Source organism: Pullulanibacillus sp. KACC 23026, from assembly GCF_029094525.1.
GTDB lineage: Bacteria > Bacillota > Bacilli > Bacillales > Sporolactobacillaceae > KACC-23026.
Genome location: NZ_CP119107.1, coordinates 164,706 through 184,095, shown reverse-complemented (window position 1 = coordinate 184,095; position 19,390 = coordinate 164,706). Strand labels below are relative to the sequence as shown.

Below are 19,390 nucleotides of genomic sequence, written 5' to 3'. Positions count from 1 at the left end.
CCTTAGCCTTAGAGTCGTTCACTTTCTTTTTCATCAACCGACACTTTTGTACGCCAACAAACAACTTGTTACACAGGATCAGCTCTCACAATAAAACGAATAAAGGCTAACTAACACTTCTTTAGTGCATTCGCCTTGTCATTCCTCCCTGTTCTGTGCCACAATTATAAAGGATGGAGGCATCCATTGATTTACATACAAAAATGAAACCGCTTTAGGCTGTGAAGTTTAGCTATTTGGCGGACTATCAGTAGGAGGAATGAGCGTTGAGAACGATTAAACTTGGGACTAGTAATCTAGAAGTACCGGTAGTGGCAGTAGGCTGCATGCGCTTAAATTCACTGGAGAAAGCTCAAGCAGAACGTTTTGTTCAGAAGGCACTTGATCTTGGAGCCAATTTCTTTGACCATGCGGATATCTACGGCGGCGGGACATGCGAAGAAATTTTTGCAGATGCTATTCATATGAGTGACGACGTCCGAGAAAAAATCATTCTTCAATCTAAATGCGGCATTAGACCGGATAAAGGAATGTTCGATTTCTCCAAAGAACATATTTTGGCATCGGTTGACGGTATTTTAAAGCGTTTGAAAACAGACTATTTAGACATCCTTCTACTCCACCGTCCCGATACATTGGTTGAGCCAGAAGAAGTAGCTGAGGCTTTTGATCAATTAGAGAGTTCTGGCAAGGTTCGCCACTTCGGCGTTTCCAACCAAAACCCTATGCAAATTAACCTGCTAAAAAAATATGTCAAACAGCCGATTGTAGCGAATCAGCTTCAGTTGAGTATTACCAATTCAACGATGATCTCACAAGGCTTCAATGTAAACATGGAAAACGATTCTGCAGTCAACCGTGATGGCAGCATCCTTGACTATTGTCGGTTGAATGACATCACGATTCAGCCATGGTCCCCTTTCCAATATGGTTTCTTTGAAGGGGTTTTCCTTGATAACGACAAGTTCCCTGAATTAAATCAAAAAATTGATGAAATCGCTAAGAAATATGATGTAAGCAACACAACGATTGCCATTGCCTGGCTCCTTCGTCATCCGGCCAACATGCAGCCTGTCACTGGAACTATGAATGAGGGCCGTTTAGCCGATTGTGTGAAAGCAAGCGAAATCACTTTAACCCGTGAGGAATGGTATGAAATCTTCCGTGCAGCAGGGAATGTCCTTCCTTAATGGTTTGATTTTCAGCAGGTGGAACTAAGTGGGTCAAACAGGAAACGAGCACTTTGATTGAATCAGAGTGCTTGTTTTTTATTTTTTTAATAAACATTTCATTGGGAGGACATATATAGCCAGTTCGATTAGACTATAAACTGAGATAGTTAATTAAGGAGGCCGCTTTAGTGTTCATGGCAATGGGTTTATTTATATTAGCCGGTATAACTGAGATTGGCGGCGGTTATTTGATCTGGCTGTGGATTAAGGACGGATACCCGCTTTACATAGGCCTATTAGGCGGTATTAGTCTCATCCTGTATGGAATTATTGCTGCCTTCCAAGCTTTTCCTTCCTTCGGCCGTGTGTACGCCGCTTATGGCGGTGTTTTTATCTTCCTATCCATCTTATGGGGCTGGTGGATCGATAAAAAAACACCCGATAGTTATGATTGGATCGGTGCAGCAGTGTGCCTAATCGGCGCCTCGATCATCCTCTTTGCACCCCGTCACTAATGTTTTCAACCCACTTGGGGAATTCCTAAGATGATGATTCAATTTGGAGGTGAGGGCTAATGACCGACGGTGCTTACATGGCCGTTTTTGCATGCTTCATGGGGGGGCTTACACTAGTTGGGCTGAACTTTATTAGAGTCCAGAAAAATAAAAGCAAGTAAGTTAGCTCACTAAGAAACAAGGGATGCCCGCGTTTCTTGAATCGATACAAGGACATCCCTACATGTAAAATGCTCCTATTCACCTAACAAAAACCCCCCTCAAATGAAAAAAGAGACTATTCAGCAGCAAAGTAACCGGTCCAACCAGTCCTTCACTAAAACGAGTCCCTTCAAATAATTCATAGGCCACCGTGTTTCTGGGCTCGCTAAAAATTGGAGATGGCTTTCGATTGCCTGAGCAGCTTTAGTCTAGGATATATCACCTATTGAACCGATTACGGATTTATAAAAAGGAGCCTCGAGAAATTGGCTAAGGCCCCTTTATAAGTAAGTTTTGCCAAACCACCCTGTTTAAAATTATGACTGGGTTGCTTTTCTTACGGCAGGAGCAACCTCGGTGGCTAAAAGCTCAATATTCTTGGCAACTGTTTTAAAAGGCATGCCGCCAATGTCGATCTGGGCTAAGAAACGCCGATGCCCAAACGCTTCATATTGGCGCAAAATTTTTTCCGTTACCTGCTGAGGGCTTCCTACAAATAAGGCTTGATCGGGTGAGGCTTGAAAATTGAATTCGTCACGGATCGCTGGTGTTGTCGGCTTACCCAGTTGCTGATTCAGCGTCATCCAATAATTAGCGTGATAGGGATAATACTCATCAAGCGCTTGTTGAGTCGTCTTTCCAATAAACGCATGACCGGTCACGCCCACTTGTAATTCAGTCGGCGAATAACCTGCTTGTTGACCCGCCTGCCGGTAAAGGTCCGCGAGCGCCTTGAAGCGTTGCCAGTCTCCTAACAAAATCCCCATCGCTAAGCCCGCTCCATATCGGCCTGCTCTGGAAGCACTCTCAAGCGTTCCTCCTACGCCAACCCATATAGGAATCTTTTTCTGGGCAGGGCGAGGGGCAATTTCTGCATCATGAAGGGGTGTTCGATAGCGCCCGCTCCACGTTACTTTTTTGGATGTATTTAGCTTCTGAAGTAAATCCAGATGTTCCTCAAATAATTGGTCATAATGCGATCGGTCATAGCCAAACAATGAAAAAGCTTCGCCAAATGCCCCGCGACCGGCAATAATCTCTGCCCTTCCTTTGGATAAAATATCAAGCGTTGCAAATTCTTCAAACAGTCTAACAGGGTCCACTGTATTTAAGACAGTCGTCGCGCTTGTAAGTTTGATCTGTTTCGTCACTTGTGAGATAGCTGAAAGAGCTACTACAGGAGTCGAAATAGCATAATCTAAACGGTGATGCTCACCTAATCCAAAAACATCCAAGCCTGCTTCATCAGCAAGTTTTGCCGCTTGAATGAGTTCTTCAAGCCGCTGGTCGGCACTGATTGCCTTCCCAGTATGAGGATTGGGGGATAAGTCGGCTAAAGAATAAATACCTATTTCCATTCCCCTGTTTTTGCTTGTATTGTCTCCAATCATCGCTCTCCCTCCGACTTTGTACGATCTATATTTATAGAAATAGTCTAAAGAAATTCTATGGTCAGATATACTATATTCTTAAACCAAAGTGAACGAACCCTGTCCTTTAGGAATTAGACGTTTGTCACGAAAAATAAACTATAAGAGGCTGGGACAGAGAAGTAGTTGACGAATAGAAAAAACCGAACCTATTCACACCTTTAACGTGATGGGTTCGGTTTTTCATTTATAAGTTAAGTCAGTTATGAAACGCTAGTTAAACTACATCGCTTTCCTAGGGCACGGCCTCTCTCCCTTTTATTCTCATTATTGCATTTGGTACTGGAAACGATGAAGGTTTGCGAACACACCGCCTTTTTCCACTAATTCATCATGACGGCCTTCCTCTGCAATCCCGTCCTCTGTGACGACAACGATTCGGTCCGCGTGTCGAATCGTTGCCAGTCGATGGGCAATAATCAAGGTTGTTCGATTCTTAGCAAGCTCATTCAAAGCACTTTGAATAATCATTTCGGTCTCGGTATCCAGAGCAGAGGTTGCTTCATCTAAAATCAAAATGGGTGGATTCTTCAAGAACATGCGTGCGATGGCAATACGTTGCTTTTGACCGCCTGAGAGTTTCAGACCTCTTTCCCCGATTTGGGTCTCATAGCCGTCCGGCAAGGAATGAATAAACTCCTCCAGATGGGCTCGTCTTGCCGCATCCTGTATGTCCTCATCTGTCGCGTTCAACTTCCCATAAGCAATATTTTCCCTTAATGTGCCTGTAAAAAGGAACACGTCCTGCTGAACAATCCCAATCTGCGAACGAAGGGATTCCTTCGTCATATCACGAACATCAATTCCATCTATCGTAATCCGTCCTTCATTCACATCATAAAAACGAGGGATGAGTGTGCAAATCGTACTTTTCCCTGCTCCAGACGGGCCGACAAATGCAACCGTTTCTCCCGCTTGAATCCTTAGGTCAATTCCTTTCAACACCGGTTTATTATCATCATATTGGAATCGGACGTGCTCAAACTGAATGTCACCTTTTAATTCGGAAGCCTCGATGGCATTCTCACGATTGACGACCTCTGGTTCTTCTCTTAACAAGTCCATGAATCGCTTAAACCCTGCCATGCCTCTTGGATAAAGCTCCATTAACGCACTGATTTTATCAACTGGCTTGAACAATACGTTTACATATAAAACAAAACTCACCAGTTCCCCATAAGAAAGTCTGTGCTTAAAGCTCAGCCAAGCCCCGAGCACCAGGACAATAAGCATCATAAAGCGAGTCAACATATAAATACCTGCGTCACTATAGGACATGGTAAAATAAGCGCCAAGCTTGGCTTTTCGATACGTCTGATTATTCTTACGGAAAAGGGAAATCTCATGGCGCTCATTCGTAAACGACTGAACAACTCGGGCTCCGGAAACACTGTCCTCTACCCGTGCATTCACATTCCCAATATCCTCATACATCCGATCCCACGATTTATTCATTTTCAAATTACAAATCACAATCAATAGAGTGAGAAAAGGCAATACACAAACCGTCACAAGAGCCAAAGTCATATTAATTCTGAGCATGATTAAAAAGGCACCAAGAATCGTCATAATCGTAATAAAGAGATCCTCTGGTCCATGATGAGCAAGCTCTCCTATATCAAACAGGTCATTGGTAATTCGACTCATAATATGCCCCGTCTTCACGTTATCAAAAAACTTAAAGGATTGCTTCTGAACATGTTCAAACAACTCTTGTCTCATATCTGTTTCAATATTAATTCCAAGCATATGTCCCCAATAGCTCACGATAAATTGTAAGAACGTGCTGACGACATAGAGTGCAAGCAGTCCGGCACTCACTGATACAATGGTAGACCAATTCCCATGCGGCAACAGAGAATCGATAAACCATTGAACCGCAAGCGGAAACCCCAGTTCTAGAATAGCAACAATAATCGCACAAGTGAAGTCCATAATGAACAGTCGCCGATGCGGGACATAATACGAAAAAAAACGCTTAACCATGCTTTTCTCCCCTTTTTTTAAATCTATTTCTACTTCTGCAGCCTTTCAATTTGCCCGTCACCTGAGAAGCTTGACTCGGATTGACAAATTTGATCCTCTCAAGTTGGGCTATCCAAGAATTCTCATTCATTATAACTGATGAAAAAACCTTATAACATGGGGAAGCTCAATTTACTTTGACCTGAACCCCTTTTTTCAAAGACCCCACTTACAAACAATCAGACTCCCATTAGCTCTTGAAAACACCCCAAGAGATAATTAAACTTTCAGAATCATTCGCTTGATGTCCGTCTAATAAATTGGTAAGATAAGATTATGATGCCGGGGCGTGGCTCAGCTTGGTACGAGCGCTACACTGGGGGTGTAGAGGTCGCAGGTTCAAATCCTGTCGCTCCGATTGATTCAAGTTGCGGGAATAGCGTCAAAACGATTCTTCCACTTGGGAGAATCGTTTTTCATACTTAGCCGCTTTTCTTTATTAACGAACGAAAGGGAGAACGCCATGTCTTTAGAAAGTGTGAAAGCCCATTTTCAAAAGTGGAACCGTGAGAATGATATTATGGAATTTGATTCTTCCAGTGCAACCGTTGAAGAAGCCGCCGCTACCATTGGCGTGGAGCCTGAGCGGATCGCTAAAACCTTATCATTTAGAGGCTCTGATGATCTGGCAGTCCTAGTAGTGGCAGCAGGGGATGCTAAAATTGATAATAAAAAGTTTCGTCACTTTTTTGGAATGAAAGCACGCATGCTAAGTCCTGAGGAGGTGCTAGAACAGACCGGACATGCTATCGGCGGTGTCTGTCCTTTTGGGCTCGCGCATGATTTGGATGTTTACCTAGATGTCTCACTCAAGCGATTTCATACCGTCTTTCCCGCTTGCGGAAGCCGACATTCAGCCATTGAACTGAATCTAGATGATTTGAGTACCTTTTCCTCGGCAAAGGACTGGATCGATGTTTGCAAGGGCTGGCAAAACGAGGAGGGAGAAAGTTCATAACCCAATCCTTCTTCTGCGTTAGGCCACCGAACGCCCAAAAAAATTCAAATGGCTATTCCAACCGTTCGGCACATTGAATCAGCGCGGTCAACGTTTCATCCCATTGTGCAAGCAGGCACTCCTTTGGCCATTTTTCTGGGGGATTTTTCAAGTCCTTTTCGATTAAAAGAAGCATCCATAGCGAGAAGATCGCTGAAAATGTGTAATAATCCTTTTTAAAAGCCCCCCGCTCAAGCCTTCTCCCTGTTTGGTCGACAGCTGCTAAATAGCCGTCAAGCGCCTTTTCACGCAAATCCGAGGTGACTGTCTTAGGAAATAAAGGATGGGAAAGATCCAAGAGATGATACAAATCCCAATACCGCATGTTAAGATGAGCATGCTCCCAGTCCAGGACCACCACCCGATTCCCACTTGCAGCGTAATTGCCGAGATGCAGATCACCATGCGAAAACACTAGTTCCTGACTTAACGAGTCATTAAGATGCTTAAATACTTTAGCTATCACCGATTGATAGGGTTTAAATGATGACGAGTTTAGACGATTCCTCTTTTCAGCCAATAGCGTCTCGATCATTTCAGCAATTGGCGGCTTAGGTCCCAGAAGACCAGAAACCTTCAGATGATCAATTGGAAAGGCATGCCAATGAGCAATGGTTTTCGCCATTTGAAGAACACTCTTTTCTTCAAACTGATGGGTCAATGCCCCCATATCCTCAAAAATAATCCAGCTATGTTCGGGTTTATCCGACTGAGAGGCGGCTACGATTTTGGGGGCAGGAACCTTCAAATCGGGCAAAACCTGTTCATAAATCCATCTCTCTTTGCCGAATTGACTTGGATTCGTGAGCGGCTTAAAAATATAGCTTTCTGTGGGCGTCAGAAAAAAGCGTTCTACTTTCCGTCCATTTGTTCCAACGTAGAGCGTTTCACATCGAAAGAGACTATTCTCATTCAAATAGCCTTCTGGCAGTACACATTCCATAATATTGCCCATTCCCCAACACCCTCTCAAATAGAGCCATTTTCCTGATTTTTATCTATTATTCTATAGAACAATTGAAAATTAAGCGAGAAAGAAGACCGAAAAATTAAAAGCCAATTCCTGTCCATCTTATGACATGAATCGGCTTTTTTGATTATTCAATAGAGGATTTCATTCGTTCATACATGGCTTTACACGTTTCATCAATCTCATCTCTTGAAAGTCGCAACGCTCTTGCTGATGTCCCGAAGCCAAACTCTAATTTCCCTTCTTCCAACCCCGCAAAAATTGAATCCGCAAACTCATCGACATTTGCCCCAAAGGTGTGCAGACCAACGCCGCCTAAGTCTGTATTGACAGCTGGCGGAGCAACTTCAATCACCTCAACAGCCGTTTGCGACAATTGGAGCCGCAAACTCATCGTAAAAGAATGAAGGGCTGCCTTTGTCGCCGAATAAATCGGAGCTATGGCCATTGGCGTAAAAGCAAGTCCTGAGGTTACATTAATGATCGCTGCCTCTTTCTTTTCAGCTAAATGCGGAGCAAAGAGCATAGCTAAATGAAAAGGCGCTTCAATATTTGAGCGAATTTCCATATTAAAATAGTCCCATTCGTTCATCGCATCGGCCTTTAAGATATTGAACCGCTGCTGAATGCCAGCATTATTCACCAAAACGTCCAAATCAGGATGGTTCTTCATTACCCATTCAAAAAGAGCCCCTCTTTCAGAAGCCTCGGTCAAATCGCAAGAATAAGTAGCCGCTTCTGGAAACTGCTCTTTGAACTCTTGAAGCCTTGTCTCCCGTCTTCCGCAAACAATAACTTTACTGCCTGCTTTCAAAAAACGTTCCGCAAAAGCGCGCCCAATTCCTGTCGCACCACCTGTTATAAGAACCGTATGACCAGATAACTTCATCCCAATCCCTCTTTTCTACTGTTCTTCAATTAATAAAGTATACCTTGTTTCATTAGGTTTCCCAAATTACCGTTACCGATAATATAAGATGCATTTTATCACTTCCTCCAGCCCTTTTAACGGAACTAGTCCTAAATGAGACAACCCTTAGCATATAAATAAAACAGATATAAAAAGAGAGGAAGTATGAAAGGTGTTTCATGAATTTGATAAAGCAATTGTCGGCATGTCACTGCTTCGTGTATTATCCGGAACAATTGAAATCACGGTTGCCATTTTCATATTTCGGCTCAATGATATCAGTAAGGCCTTAGTTCTTAATAGCTCTTTGGCCTTAGTCGGCCCATGTATCCTTATCCTCACGACTGCCATTGGGGTATTAGGCCTAGCGGAAAAAATTTCTTTTATGAGGATTTTTATTATATTTGCTGGTATTTTATTGATCTTAATCGGCTCCAGAATGAAATAAGGATTCAAGTCTTGTGCTAAGCAACTCGGGCCTCTCTTCTGGAAAAAAAAGCCATACCCCCCTGAATCCTTACACTTTCAAGAGCCAACACTTAATATTTCCTTTCTTCAGGAGATGCTGTTATAATGACCCCGATAACCTGTTAATTCTAACCTAAAACTTTCGCGAAATTTTAGCCTTTATATAGATTATTCGCAAACAGGATTGAAGGAGGCATTATGTTTATAATAATTGGTATTCTGGTTGTAGGTGTTGCACTTAAGCTATACCTCAACTCCCTGCATCTGCGAAAGCTTCCTTACCTCGAGATAAAAAATGGCGTAACTGACCATCTTGACCAGATGGCTATTCTTGATTTGCGAGATTTCAACCAATCCTATAAATCTCCTATTAACAATGCACTCAACATTCCATCAGCTTATCTTAAAAGATATTATTCCGAGATTCCAAATAAGGCGATAGTCATCGTTGCCTCAGAACCTCGTCTTGTGGCGGCTGACATCCAATTCCTAAAACGCAAAGGACACCGAATCGTTGGATTACTCAATCCCGAGCCACATGAAAAATGCGTTTTGAACGCTTGCAAATCCCTTTGATGAAAAAGACAGCGAACTTACCGTTCACTGTCTTTTTTTTGTACGGCTAAAATTAGATCTTTACTCATGACGTCTTCGGCATGAACCACTCTATTTGTGTAAAATACTAGCTCAATAGATCGGTAATTGGGCCTCCATCCGTATGAAAATTTCCCCAAGAACCTATCACGGAGCCAAGAATAACTCGCAATCAACACGTAGAGGAATATTTTTAGATTAAAAGAAGGGAAATCTTTTTGAATCACGAATAAGTTATTTAACCGCCTTTCTCCCAACTCATTTTTTAGCGTTTTCTCAAGCCTCGGCAGTATTCCGCTAACTTGCTCCCCCCAATCCCCACAACTTATTTACCTGTCCACCTTTTCTAAACAATTTTCCTTCGTTCCATGCTGAATCCTGATTCCCCCCCAAACAAAGAAGACCTCATTTATTAAACCCATCGGTTCTTTTGGTTTCTAATTTTTACCATTATAATTAAAAAAGAAAGGCTTGTGATCAAATGTCACGTTTTGATGAAGCATTTCAAAATTGGTTGGAGGCATCTATCCAAGAGGAAAAAAACCTTAGGAGGCGTGAACGATTAAAAAGCGGGCTGGGGCACGGTTCTATGACATTCCTAAAACATATCTGGTATCCTGTTGTGGGTAATTTTGATCATCTTTATGCCGAATGGGAGGTTAAAGATTTCCATAATGGTTACCGTTATTTAGATTTCGCTTATATGCCAGGCAATGTAAGAGGCGGCATTGAGATACAAGGGTATGGTCCACATGCTAAGGATCTTGATAAAAGAAGATTCAAGGACCTATGTATGCGTCATTCATTATTAGCCCTTGATGGTTGGATCTTTATCCCCATAGCCTACCCGTCAATTATTGATGAACCTAAGTTTTGCGAGCAGCTTGTCCTTTCCTTCATCGGTAAATTCCTCTCAACCGATATCCCTATTGAACTATCATGGCTTGAAGCAGAGATTGTCCGATTTGCTCGCCGCCTTCTCCGTCCCATTACCCCAAAAGAAGTAGCCGACCATCTAGGTATAACCCCCCATTATGCCAGACGCTTACTGAACAAACTAACCACACCAGAATACCGACTATTAAAAATCGCAAGTGGCAATCTCAGAATCAGAACATACCGATTAAACCTAGAAAAGCAGAATGACTTGCCTTATAATAGACCTCACACAAAAAGTGTAACCTCCATGGACATAACTTCTTAAGAGACATTCTGAATTTAGCGTACTCTCGTTACGCCTATCTTGCCTAACAAGTCCATTTCCGGGGCAATAGCGTAGCCTCGTTACTCTCAACTGAAATAGGCGTAACGGCATTCCTTTATTGGCGCGATTAGGCCCCGATTCGCGGACGATAGCGGATCCTCGTTACGCTCAATCGAAATAGGCGTAACGGCATTCCCTTATTTCCGCATTTCAGCCCAGTTTAGCGGGGGATAGCGGATCCTCGTTACGCTCAATCGAAATAGGCGTAACGTCGTTCCCTTATTTCCGCATTTCAGCCCAGTTTAGCAGACGATAGCGTATTCTCGTTACACCTAATAAAAATAGGTGTGACGTCGTTCCCTTATTTCCGCATTTCAGCCCAGTTTAGCGGGGGATAGCGGATCCTCGTTACGCTCAATCGAAATAGGCGTAACGTCGTTCCCTTATTTCCGCATTTCAGCCCAGTTTAGCAGAGAATAGTGTAGCCTCGTTACACTCAATCGAAATAGGCGTAACGGCATTCTCTTATTTCCGCATTTCAGCCCAGTTTAGCGGAGGATAGCGTAGCCTCGTTACGCTCATCTAATTTAGGCGTAACGTCGTTCCCTTATTTCCGCAATCTGACCCGATTAGCGGAGGATAGCGGATCCTCGTTACGCTCAATCAAAATAGGCGTAACGGCAATCCTTTATTGGCGCGATTAGGCCCCGATTAGCGGAGGATAGCGGATCCTCGTTACGCTCAATCGAAATAGGCGTAACGGCATTCTCTTATTTCCGCATTTCAGCCCAGTTTAGCAGAGAATAGTGTAGCCTCGTTACACTCAATCGAAATAGGCGTAACGGCATTCTCTTATTTCCGCATTTCAGCCCAGTTTAGCAGAGGATAGCGGATCCTCGTTACACTCAATCAAAATAGGCGTTACGTCATTCCCTTATTTCCGCATTTCAGCCCAGTTTAGCGGAGGATAGCGGATCCTCGTTACGCTCAACCGGAATAGGCGTTACGTCATTCTCTTATTTCCGCTTTCTGGCCCTGTTTTTGAACTTAGGCGTAACGTCGGTCTCTTATTTCCGCTTTCTGGTGTGGTGGTGGATCCGTCAAGGCGCACCATGGGAGGTGATTGCCCCCCCAACCTGCGCAATAAAGGCTTTTCCCTCAATTCACTTGTAAAAAAATAGCGCATTCTCCCACCTTTCTTTCCAGGCTTCGTAATGACGCTATTTGATGCTTATTTTGTTTTGATAAACTTCAAATCCTTAACCCAATGAGTCATTCGATCTTTTGTCTCTTTATAGATCTGTTTAGGATTGGGAGCGTCACTAGATGTGAGTTGGTCCATTGGCACGACTTTAAAATTTTTCCAGTTTTTGTACGTAATATAAGTCGGCAGGAATTCAGGATCTGTAACTTGAATAGAGGACTGGTCTCCGGTTTGCGTTTTTTCAACGGTTAACTTCAATATCCCGCCAATTTGTGTATTAGGAGTTTCCTGACCGGCTAAAAAATTCCCTAATGAATAGATAACAAAGGCTTTATGTCCGTCCTTGCCGGTCAACCATTGGACAGGCTGCAGGACATGGGGATGAGAGCCAAGTATGATATCCGCACCATGATCGACCGCAAATTGAGCGATATCTTTTTGATCATCATTTGGCATCGGTTGATACTCCACCCCAAAATGGAGACTCACTACAACCACATCGGCAACTGCTTTTGCTTTTTCCAGATCCTTTTGCATTTTAGTCTTATCGATATAATTGACTAAATAGTCTTTCCCGTTTGGAACCTGAATGCCATTAGTGCCAAACGTGTAAGCCAGAAAAGCAAACTTAATGCCGTTCTTTTCTATAATCCTAATTCTCTGAGCGTCACTCTCATTTCTATTGGCGCCTACATACTCGACTCCTAAATCCTTCCAGTGGCTAGTTGCATTTAGAATGCCTTGTTCCCCTTTATCTAATGCATGATTATTGGCCATTGAAACCACATCAACACCCACCGATTTTAAAGCGTCCCCCACTTCAAAAGGGCTATTGAAGGCAGGATAAGAGGATAAGCCTAATTGTTCACCGCCAATAATACTTTCTGAGTTAGCAAACGTGATATCTGAATCCTCAAGGTAAGGCTTCACCTTTGTAAACATGGGTTTAAAGTCGTACGTATTCTTTCCAGTCTGAGCGTCCTTATAAACAGGCGTGTGAATTAAGACGTCCCCTACTGCTGACAATGTGGCCTCGGTTTTAACCGTTTTGGGCGGTTCATCCTTTTTAGCCTGGCTGCCCTTTGATGGACTAGGATTAGAGGACTTTGTTTTTTCCGTATTCTTAGAATGAGAGGATAGATTTGATTTTGGTTGATTTTGCCCCGCACAAGCCAACAAGCTTAATGCGACTAAACTCATAATTAAAAAGATGAAAAGGGCCTTCAAATACCTTTTTATTAGAAACAGTCCTTTCTAACATTCTGTCTGAAAAATAACCATTATTTCCAAGGCTTGTAGAGGATCTCAATACGTGTCACAAGATAGGAACTCTCCACCCGATTCGACTTCGATCATCCATTACAAGCAGGTGCTCCGTGTTCTTTAGAGAAAGACAGTCTGAAACAGCCAGGATTCACTAATCGTTTTTACTGCTTAGCCCCGATCTCTAAGCCTGATCCAAGCCTCCAGCAAACGGCTTCAAGAAGCAGCCCATTTATAAAGCTACCGGGCTAGCATCACCGCTTAATAAAATGTTATTCTTCCCTGTTCGTTTAACATTATATAGCAGTCGGTCAGCGCTTGCTAGAACGTCATTCAGACTCTTGTCGCCATCAAGGATAGCGATACCGCCGCTGACTGACAAGCGAATGTCATGAGGATACGGGAAGGAGTGGATTTGATTAAGGAGTTCCAACGCCAAATCCTTTAATTGATGTGTTTCAGCATTTTCAATAATGACAAGGAACTCATCTCCCCCATAGCGTCCCGCCGTTCCTATTCCTTTCACACCATTTGAGAGACATTCCGCAAACTGCTTTAATACCTTATCGCCTGTCTCATGTCCGAAATGGTCATTAATCGATTTGAAGTTATCAATATCCAATAAGAGCAGCGAAACCTGTTGCTCACTCTTATTACAAGACTCAATATACTGAAAAAGAAAACGGCGATTATAGAGCCCCGTTAGGTCATCCACCTTTGAAAGACGCTCAAGCACAAGGTTCTTTTCTTCAAGCTTCTGTCTTTCTTTTCGAAGCGCATTAGAGTACGAACAAAGAAAGATAGTCGCCGCGAACATCACTATTAGAATTTCAAAAAAAGGATCCCGATACTCGGATCTGGATAAAACGCTCGGTAAGATATAACCATTAGAGGGACTCCAAATGGAAAACGTGAGAAACATTAAAAGCTGTAAGACGGACAGTGTCCAGTTCACCACCCCAGAATATAGAAAATTGACCAAAACAATACCTAAAAAAACATAAAAAGCTGAAGAAGGCACATGCTGACCCGACGTCACCCCAATTTTTGACACGATCATATAAACGATCGCGATAAAGACGATGAACTTGATTTTCTCAATGGCCATCTTTTTTAAAACTAACCAGAAAGCTAAAAAACAAAACAAAGAGGCAGCGATCCATTTATAATCGGCTGAAATTGGATAGTGAAGAAACAGATTCATGATAAGGTGAATGGGGCAAATGACTAGGAGAAAAAGGAGAAGATAAATAAATAACGTTTCTTCTATTGCATTATGCTTGTACACGAACTTCTTTTTCATTTGGAGTGCTCCTAAACATCTTTTAATGATCCATAACAATGAGATGTAATAGATTCTGTATAAGATAATAATCTGCAACTCTATAAAAAGCGTTCTAGATGCATTCAATTAATCATTTCTAATTTGTTTGAGGACATTCTGATTTCCTTTTTTAATATAGACTGAAAAGTACTCTTGATTATTTTTCAACAAAGACCATGCCATTTTATCCTTAACAATGATCTTAAAGGTATCCCTCGCATTTTTCGGATCATACACCTGGATCCAATACGAGTTCTGGCTTTTGGTATACCCTTTATTAACCACAATAATGGAAGAACTGACGGCAGCAGAAGAAGTCCCGCAAGAAGCAAGGAACAAGACAGTCATCAAACTAAATAAAAGAGCACGCTTCATCAGTAGCCCTCCCGCCATCCAATAAAAAATAGTTTAATTTGTGCTTTTAATTGAAATATTTTATGGCTTCGCTTACTATAAGTAAATAAAATGCCAAACGAAGGGACAAACAATGGAATTTTTAACAGATGACCGATTGATTGAAGCCTACTCTCTCGCCATAGAACACAACTTAGACTATGATTTCATAAAACTATTAAAAGAAGAAATCGATCGTAGACATATAGCAATAGAACCCTCTCAAAAATGAGGGTTCTTTTCCTTATTGACTTTATAAATGGATTGAACTAATACATCTAATTCTTGTTTAGTAAGCTCACGATTTAGCCGAGAGCTTATGTCTTCTATCACTTTTTTTAAAACGAGCTGTTCATTCATGCTGGTTTCCACTCCATGGATTCTATAAATCATTTCTATATTTATTGTATCCCTTATATTAGGAAATTTGTATTGAGAAAATTAAGCTCGTTTTCCCCACTTATCGGAGGTTTTTAAGTACCATTTTATCAACTTTTACCACATTTTTACAAATTACTCTCCATCACCTTTCTCTCTTTTAACAAAAACCCGCCAAAGATACCTAGCAATGAAAAGCACACAGGAATAAGGAAGCCAACCTTATACCCTGTTAGACTAGTTGAAGGATAGTGGTCGAGAACCGCACCAAAAAGGCTCGGTAATAAGACGGCACTCAAAAAGCCCCCTGTATTGGCAAAACCAGAAACCACGCCAACTTCTCTTATATGAAAAAACCGTCTTACCGCGGCAAAGGTAAGAGAACTGGCTCCATTCCCGTATCCAATTATAAAAAATAATAGAATGAAGAGGGCAAACGGCGGTCGACCTCCAAAAACTAAGAATATACCCCAGGAAATAAACACAATCATATGAATGATCGAGTACGGGCGTTTAATCGAACCGAATCGATTGGCTAACCACGTCGAAGCAGGCGCACCTAGGATCGCACCCACTAAACCGATCATAATTAATTGACTGGCTTGCCCACGTGTTAACCCATACACATGGATGCCATAGGGTACCGCCCATGAACCGATAAACCCGACATAGGTTCCAACTAATCCAAAATGGCACAAGAAGGTTGCCCAAGCATTTCTTTCTTTGATAACTCGCCAAAGAACGATTCTAAGCTTTTCCCGCTTCGCCTCTCCCCCGATAGGTTGAATGAGCCCAATCCCTTGAAGACGACCTTTAGGATATTGGACTAAAAGAACATATAGGGCTACTGACATGAGACAGAGGATGATCCCAACAACCAAAAAGGGAACGTGCCAACTGACTCTAGAAAGCCAAGCTGCAAGCGGGTAGGTGGCTAATAAAAAACCAACACTTCCGCCCATACCAGCAAACCCAATCAAACTCATAAACTCTTGCGCCCTGAACCATTGGCTTAATATGAGAATCAGATTGACCCAGATAGTGGCATCACCTGCCCCCACCAATAGTCGGGCGATTAACAGACAAGGCTCGTTCGGCGCTACACTGTACAAGACGGTCCCAATCCCATTCACTAAAGTTCCTAGTATAAGAAAAATATTAGGGCCAAACCGATCCGAGAATAGACCAATGGGGATTTGCAGACCAGAATAAGCAAGAAATTGAATACTAGATAGCAACCCGATGGCTGAAGCAGCCAGCCCATAATCCTTCATCAGTTGATCCGTAATAAGTCCTGGTGCCGTTCTCTGGCTTACAATAAGACTATAAGTTAAAATGACGACCGCAAAGACAACCCAACGATAACCACTTGAATGTTTTTCCACGTACACTCGACTCCTGATGTTATGACATTAAAAGTTAGAAGAACAGACTCACTTCAGCACAAAAAAAGGACTAAAGTCCTTTGAAGCCTTTATTATAAACTTTTTCCTCTAATTTAGATGTCGAATTTCTTTAATACCTTGGGCAGCAGGCTCGCAAAATCATGAGCAACTAACGCTGTTTCACCATTCTCCTTAATCCATTCATCTGAACATAAGCCATGAATGTAAACGGCATTAGCCACCCCTGCCTTCAAGTTGGAATAAAAGGAAAGAGACGCTAAGAGTAACCCCGTTAATGTATCACCAGAGCCTCCTTTTGCAAGGCTTGGATTCCCGGTTGGATTAACCAGTCCGCTTCCGTCTGGAAAAGCCACTACTGTATACTGACCTTTTAAAACCACAACCACTTGATTGGCCATCGCATAAGCCTTCGCAAGCTCTAGACGGTTCGATTGGATCGACTTTATCGAATAGCCCGTCATTCGAGCGAACTCACCAGGATGAGGCGTCACAATGGTCGGAGCCTTTCGTTTCGGATAATCACGTTTTTGCAAGGCTCCCGCATCTAAAATAACTGGCTTTTCTGTTTGTAAAGCCTTCGCAATAAGCGTTTCTAATCCTTCATCCAGATCGCGTCCTGGCCCTATAGCAATGGCAGAATAGACATCTAGATGATCGCTCTCAAGCGGTTCATATATAAAAGTCGCTTCCGGTGCCAATTGTCCAATGATCAAAGAAGCATGACGAGTCGTGGACACACTTAGCTTGCCTATACCAAAGCGAAGTGCTCCAATCGCCGCAAGGGCGGCACTGCCCGGCATATCGTCCTGCCCCGCTACCAATAAACCTGTTCCATAAGTTCCCTTATGACTGTCCTCTCGGCGATCAGGCCGCGTCGCCCTCACCGCTTCTTTTGTCCAGACTTGCCACCGACTTGTTGGCTTAAGCCCTATATCGACGCATTCACAAGAACCGAATTGCTCGGAAGCGGACTGCAAAAATGCTGACGGTTTATAGCCATGTAAAGAAAACGTATAAGCTGCTTTTACCGAATTGGGATCATACATGCCCGTATCGGAATCGACACCTGTTGGCAGATCAATCGCGATAATTGCTGCTTGCTGCTGATTCATCCAAAGAGTCACCAGCGCTATCTCTTCACGCAGCGGAAGTTTGGCACCTACTCCAAGCAACCCATCTATGAGCCACCCACTTACTTTGATTTCAGGTGTCCATGGGACGACATGATAACCAGAGGCTTCGTAATAATCGAGATGCCGTTTGGCTGTCTCTGTTTTAGGAGGACCTAAAGGGAATGCCAAGTCTGCTTTATACCCCTGATTATTTAAGTAACGCGCTAATACAATGGCATCACCGCCATTGTTCCCTTTACCAGCTAAGACCAAAACAGGCTCACTTTTATGTATCACATTGGCGATTTTAAGAAAAAGCCCATGGCCCGCGACTTCCATTAATGTAAAAGGTGCCATTCCCTTTGCTTCCGCATCCCGGTCAATCTCCTTAATTTCATCGCTCCTATAAATAAACATGTACTCACCCACCATTTTTAGTTTCATTATAAATGGTTTGTCCATCCTATAAAAAGGCAAAAGCAGCACTTCGCTTATTAGTGAAAAAGTGCCCTACTGGTCAGGGCACTTTCTCTTAACAAAAATGATCATTTGATTTTGGATTTTTCATCCCAAATAGAGGACGAATGTATAAAGCAACATAGGATCCAACAAAGCCAAAAACAAGCCAGACCCATGCATGGACGCTAAAAGAGGAGATACCGCTGAAGTAAGCTCCGATATTACATCCAAACGAAATTCGAGCGCCATACCCCATTAATAAGCCTCCAAGAAGGGAAGCGATAATCATTTTGAATGGCAGTTTTCTTAAGAAAAATAAACCGCCAGAAGTCGCTGCAATGAAAGAACCTAGGATAACACCAAAGTTCATCACGGTTGTCGAATCCGCAAAAATGGATTGATGTAAGGCAGCCCCTTTGTCACCCGCCCAATAAGACCAATGATCAACCGGAATACCGACCGCAAGAGCTATTTTGGATCCCCAGAGAGCAAAGGCAGACGTAATTCCCCATGGCTGATTACGTACTAAAAGGGTTAATCCGTTTAGAAGACCAAGTGCAACAGCAGCAACCATGATTGGCCATGATCCTCTGAAGATTCGCTTCCAGCCTGTTGCCGTTGGCGGAATATGCATTTTTGGCGGCTTCCGTTTTTTCTCAACGACTAATGTAATCCAGTAAATCAAGGCAAACAGAACAATTTGTACGATCCAAGCTCCTGTATAACCTAAACCGGTTGATGTAGCCAAAGAAATCGCTTGAAAATGAGGCGTATCATTCACCCAAAAATTAAAATTCCAAGCTCCTAATACGGAACCAACAACGAATCCAATAATGGTAAAGTAGTTCTCTGTTCTTCCGGCTCCAATGTGATAAAGCGTTCCGGATGCACAGCCTTCACCCAACTGCATTCCGAGCCCAAAAAGAAAGGATCCCACTACCACGCTTGTTCCTACCGGAGAAACATAGCCTGCCGGAATTCCACCGAAAAGGCTCGCTTTATTGGCTAAGACGATCGCAAAAAAAGTACTGGAAACGGCTAGCATCACCATATGAGCACGTATTCCTTCTCCATTTCCTACTGCCAAAAAGCGGCGAAACGCAGAAGTAAAACCAAAACGAGCATTGAATAACGCGAGTCCGAGCAATAAACCTAATACCACTTGAACCGCAAAATTTAAGCCACCATAATGATAGGCTAATAGATCCACAACAACCGCAAGAATAATCCCCACACCAATAAGGATACTTTGTGGTGATGGCAATCGCTCAGCCAATGACTTGGATGACGGTTGACTTTCATCTATTCGAGATGTTGCCATCTTTATTCCCCCTATTCCGAGTTAAATAGTATGAATTAAAATAG

The 19,390-nt window shown here is 42.7% G+C and carries 18 protein-coding genes and 1 tRNA gene; 8 read left to right on the top strand and 11 right to left on the bottom strand.

Annotation, left to right across the window (positions count from 1 at the left end):
* Positions 1-266: 266 nt before the first annotated feature.
* Together PU629_RS00860 and PU629_RS00855 are read left to right on the top strand one after the other, a co-directional pair.
* Positions 267-1,190, top strand: a complete 924-nt coding sequence (locus PU629_RS00860; RefSeq protein ID WP_275282371.1) for an aldo/keto reductase — start codon at positions 267-269, stop codon at positions 1,188-1,190.
* Positions 1,191-1,366: 176 nt separating this feature from the next.
* Positions 1,367-1,687, top strand: coding sequence for a YnfA family protein (locus tag PU629_RS00855; RefSeq protein WP_481900526.1), 321 nt, complete (start codon positions 1,367-1,369; stop codon positions 1,685-1,687).
* Between the two features lie 518 nt (positions 1,688-2,205).
* Here the strand turns inward: PU629_RS00855 and PU629_RS00850 are convergent.
* Positions 2,206-3,279 carry an LLM class flavin-dependent oxidoreductase gene (locus PU629_RS00850; RefSeq protein WP_275282369.1) on the bottom strand — a complete coding sequence of 358 codons (1,074 nt, stop codon included), beginning with the start codon at positions 3,277-3,279 and terminating at the stop codon, positions 2,206-2,208.
* Between the two features lie 306 nt (positions 3,280-3,585).
* A complete protein-coding gene (locus PU629_RS00845) occupies positions 3,586-5,304 on the bottom strand; it encodes an ABC transporter ATP-binding protein (RefSeq protein ID WP_275282368.1) in 1,719 nt (572 codons plus the stop codon).
* 322 nt (positions 5,305-5,626) lie between these two features.
* Here PU629_RS00845 and PU629_RS00840 point away from each other — a divergent pair.
* A tRNA-Pro gene (locus PU629_RS00840) sits at positions 5,627-5,701 on the top strand.
* Positions 5,702-5,806: 105 nt separating this feature from the next.
* On the top strand, positions 5,807-6,301 hold the full coding sequence (locus PU629_RS00835; RefSeq protein WP_275282367.1) for a YbaK/EbsC family protein: 495 nt from the start codon (positions 5,807-5,809) through the stop codon (positions 6,299-6,301).
* A 52-nt stretch (positions 6,302-6,353) separates the two neighbouring features.
* Here the strand turns inward: PU629_RS00835 and PU629_RS00830 are convergent, their stop codons facing one another.
* Entirely contained in the window at positions 6,354-7,295 is a 942-nt protein-coding gene (locus PU629_RS00830) for a phosphotransferase family protein (protein ID WP_275282366.1), read from the bottom strand.
* A gap of 142 nt (positions 7,296-7,437) precedes the next feature.
* On the bottom strand, positions 7,438-8,199 hold the full coding sequence (locus tag PU629_RS00825) for an SDR family oxidoreductase (protein ID WP_275282365.1): 762 nt from the start codon (positions 8,197-8,199) through the stop codon (positions 7,438-7,440).
* Between the two features lie 193 nt (positions 8,200-8,392).
* Between PU629_RS00825 and PU629_RS00820 the strand changes: the two genes are divergently transcribed.
* The 3 genes from PU629_RS00820 (at position 8,393) to PU629_RS00810 (ending at position 10,486) form a co-directional block, all read left to right on the top strand.
* On the top strand, positions 8,393-8,668 hold the full coding sequence (locus PU629_RS00820) for a YqhV family protein (protein ID WP_275282364.1): 276 nt from the start codon (positions 8,393-8,395) through the stop codon (positions 8,666-8,668).
* A 218-nt stretch (positions 8,669-8,886) separates the two neighbouring features.
* Positions 8,887-9,264, top strand: a complete 378-nt coding sequence (locus PU629_RS00815; protein WP_275282363.1) for a hypothetical protein — start codon at positions 8,887-8,889, stop codon at positions 9,262-9,264.
* A gap of 499 nt (positions 9,265-9,763) precedes the next feature.
* Positions 9,764-10,486 (top strand): transcriptional regulator, encoded by a 723-nt coding sequence (locus PU629_RS00810; RefSeq protein ID WP_275282362.1) that lies wholly within the window; start codon positions 9,764-9,766, stop codon positions 10,484-10,486.
* A gap of 1,231 nt (positions 10,487-11,717) precedes the next feature.
* Here PU629_RS00810 and PU629_RS00805 read toward each other — a convergent pair.
* The 3 genes from PU629_RS00805 to PU629_RS00795 all read right to left on the bottom strand — a co-directional run bounded on the left by PU629_RS00805 (position 11,718) and on the right by PU629_RS00795 (position 14,652).
* A complete protein-coding gene (locus tag PU629_RS00805; RefSeq protein WP_275282361.1) occupies positions 11,718-12,890 on the bottom strand; it encodes a CapA family protein in 1,173 nt (390 codons plus the stop codon).
* Positions 12,891-13,185: 295 nt separating this feature from the next.
* Positions 13,186-14,256 carry a GGDEF domain-containing protein gene (locus PU629_RS00800; RefSeq protein WP_275282360.1) on the bottom strand — a complete coding sequence of 357 codons (1,071 nt, stop codon included), beginning with the start codon at positions 14,254-14,256 and terminating at the stop codon, positions 13,186-13,188.
* A gap of 108 nt (positions 14,257-14,364) precedes the next feature.
* On the bottom strand, positions 14,365-14,652 hold the full coding sequence (locus PU629_RS00795) for a hypothetical protein (RefSeq protein WP_275282359.1): 288 nt from the start codon (positions 14,650-14,652) through the stop codon (positions 14,365-14,367).
* 112 nt (positions 14,653-14,764) lie between these two features.
* On the opposite strand from PU629_RS00795, the gene sda reads away from it, so the two are divergent.
* Positions 14,765-14,902 (top strand): sporulation histidine kinase inhibitor Sda, encoded by a 138-nt coding sequence (sda, locus tag PU629_RS22520; RefSeq protein WP_275282358.1) that lies wholly within the window; start codon positions 14,765-14,767, stop codon positions 14,900-14,902.
* Here the strand turns inward: sda and PU629_RS00785 are convergent.
* From PU629_RS00785 to PU629_RS00770, 4 genes are all read right to left on the bottom strand, one after another.
* Complete coding sequence (locus tag PU629_RS00785) at positions 14,893-15,030, bottom strand: hypothetical protein (RefSeq protein ID WP_275282357.1); 138 nt, start codon at positions 15,028-15,030, stop codon at positions 14,893-14,895. The two genes, sda and PU629_RS00785, sit on opposite strands and share 10 nt — an antisense overlap.
* A gap of 146 nt (positions 15,031-15,176) precedes the next feature.
* Entirely contained in the window at positions 15,177-16,433 is a 1,257-nt protein-coding gene (locus PU629_RS00780) for an MFS transporter (protein ID WP_275282356.1), read from the bottom strand.
* Between the two features lie 113 nt (positions 16,434-16,546).
* Positions 16,547-17,983 carry an NAD(P)H-hydrate dehydratase gene (locus tag PU629_RS00775; protein ID WP_275282355.1) on the bottom strand — a complete coding sequence of 479 codons (1,437 nt, stop codon included), beginning with the start codon at positions 17,981-17,983 and terminating at the stop codon, positions 16,547-16,549.
* Positions 17,984-18,098: 115 nt separating this feature from the next.
* On the bottom strand, positions 18,099-19,346 hold the full coding sequence (locus tag PU629_RS00770) for a YeeE/YedE family protein (RefSeq protein WP_275282354.1): 1,248 nt from the start codon (positions 19,344-19,346) through the stop codon (positions 18,099-18,101).
* Positions 19,347-19,390 lie beyond the last annotated feature (44 nt).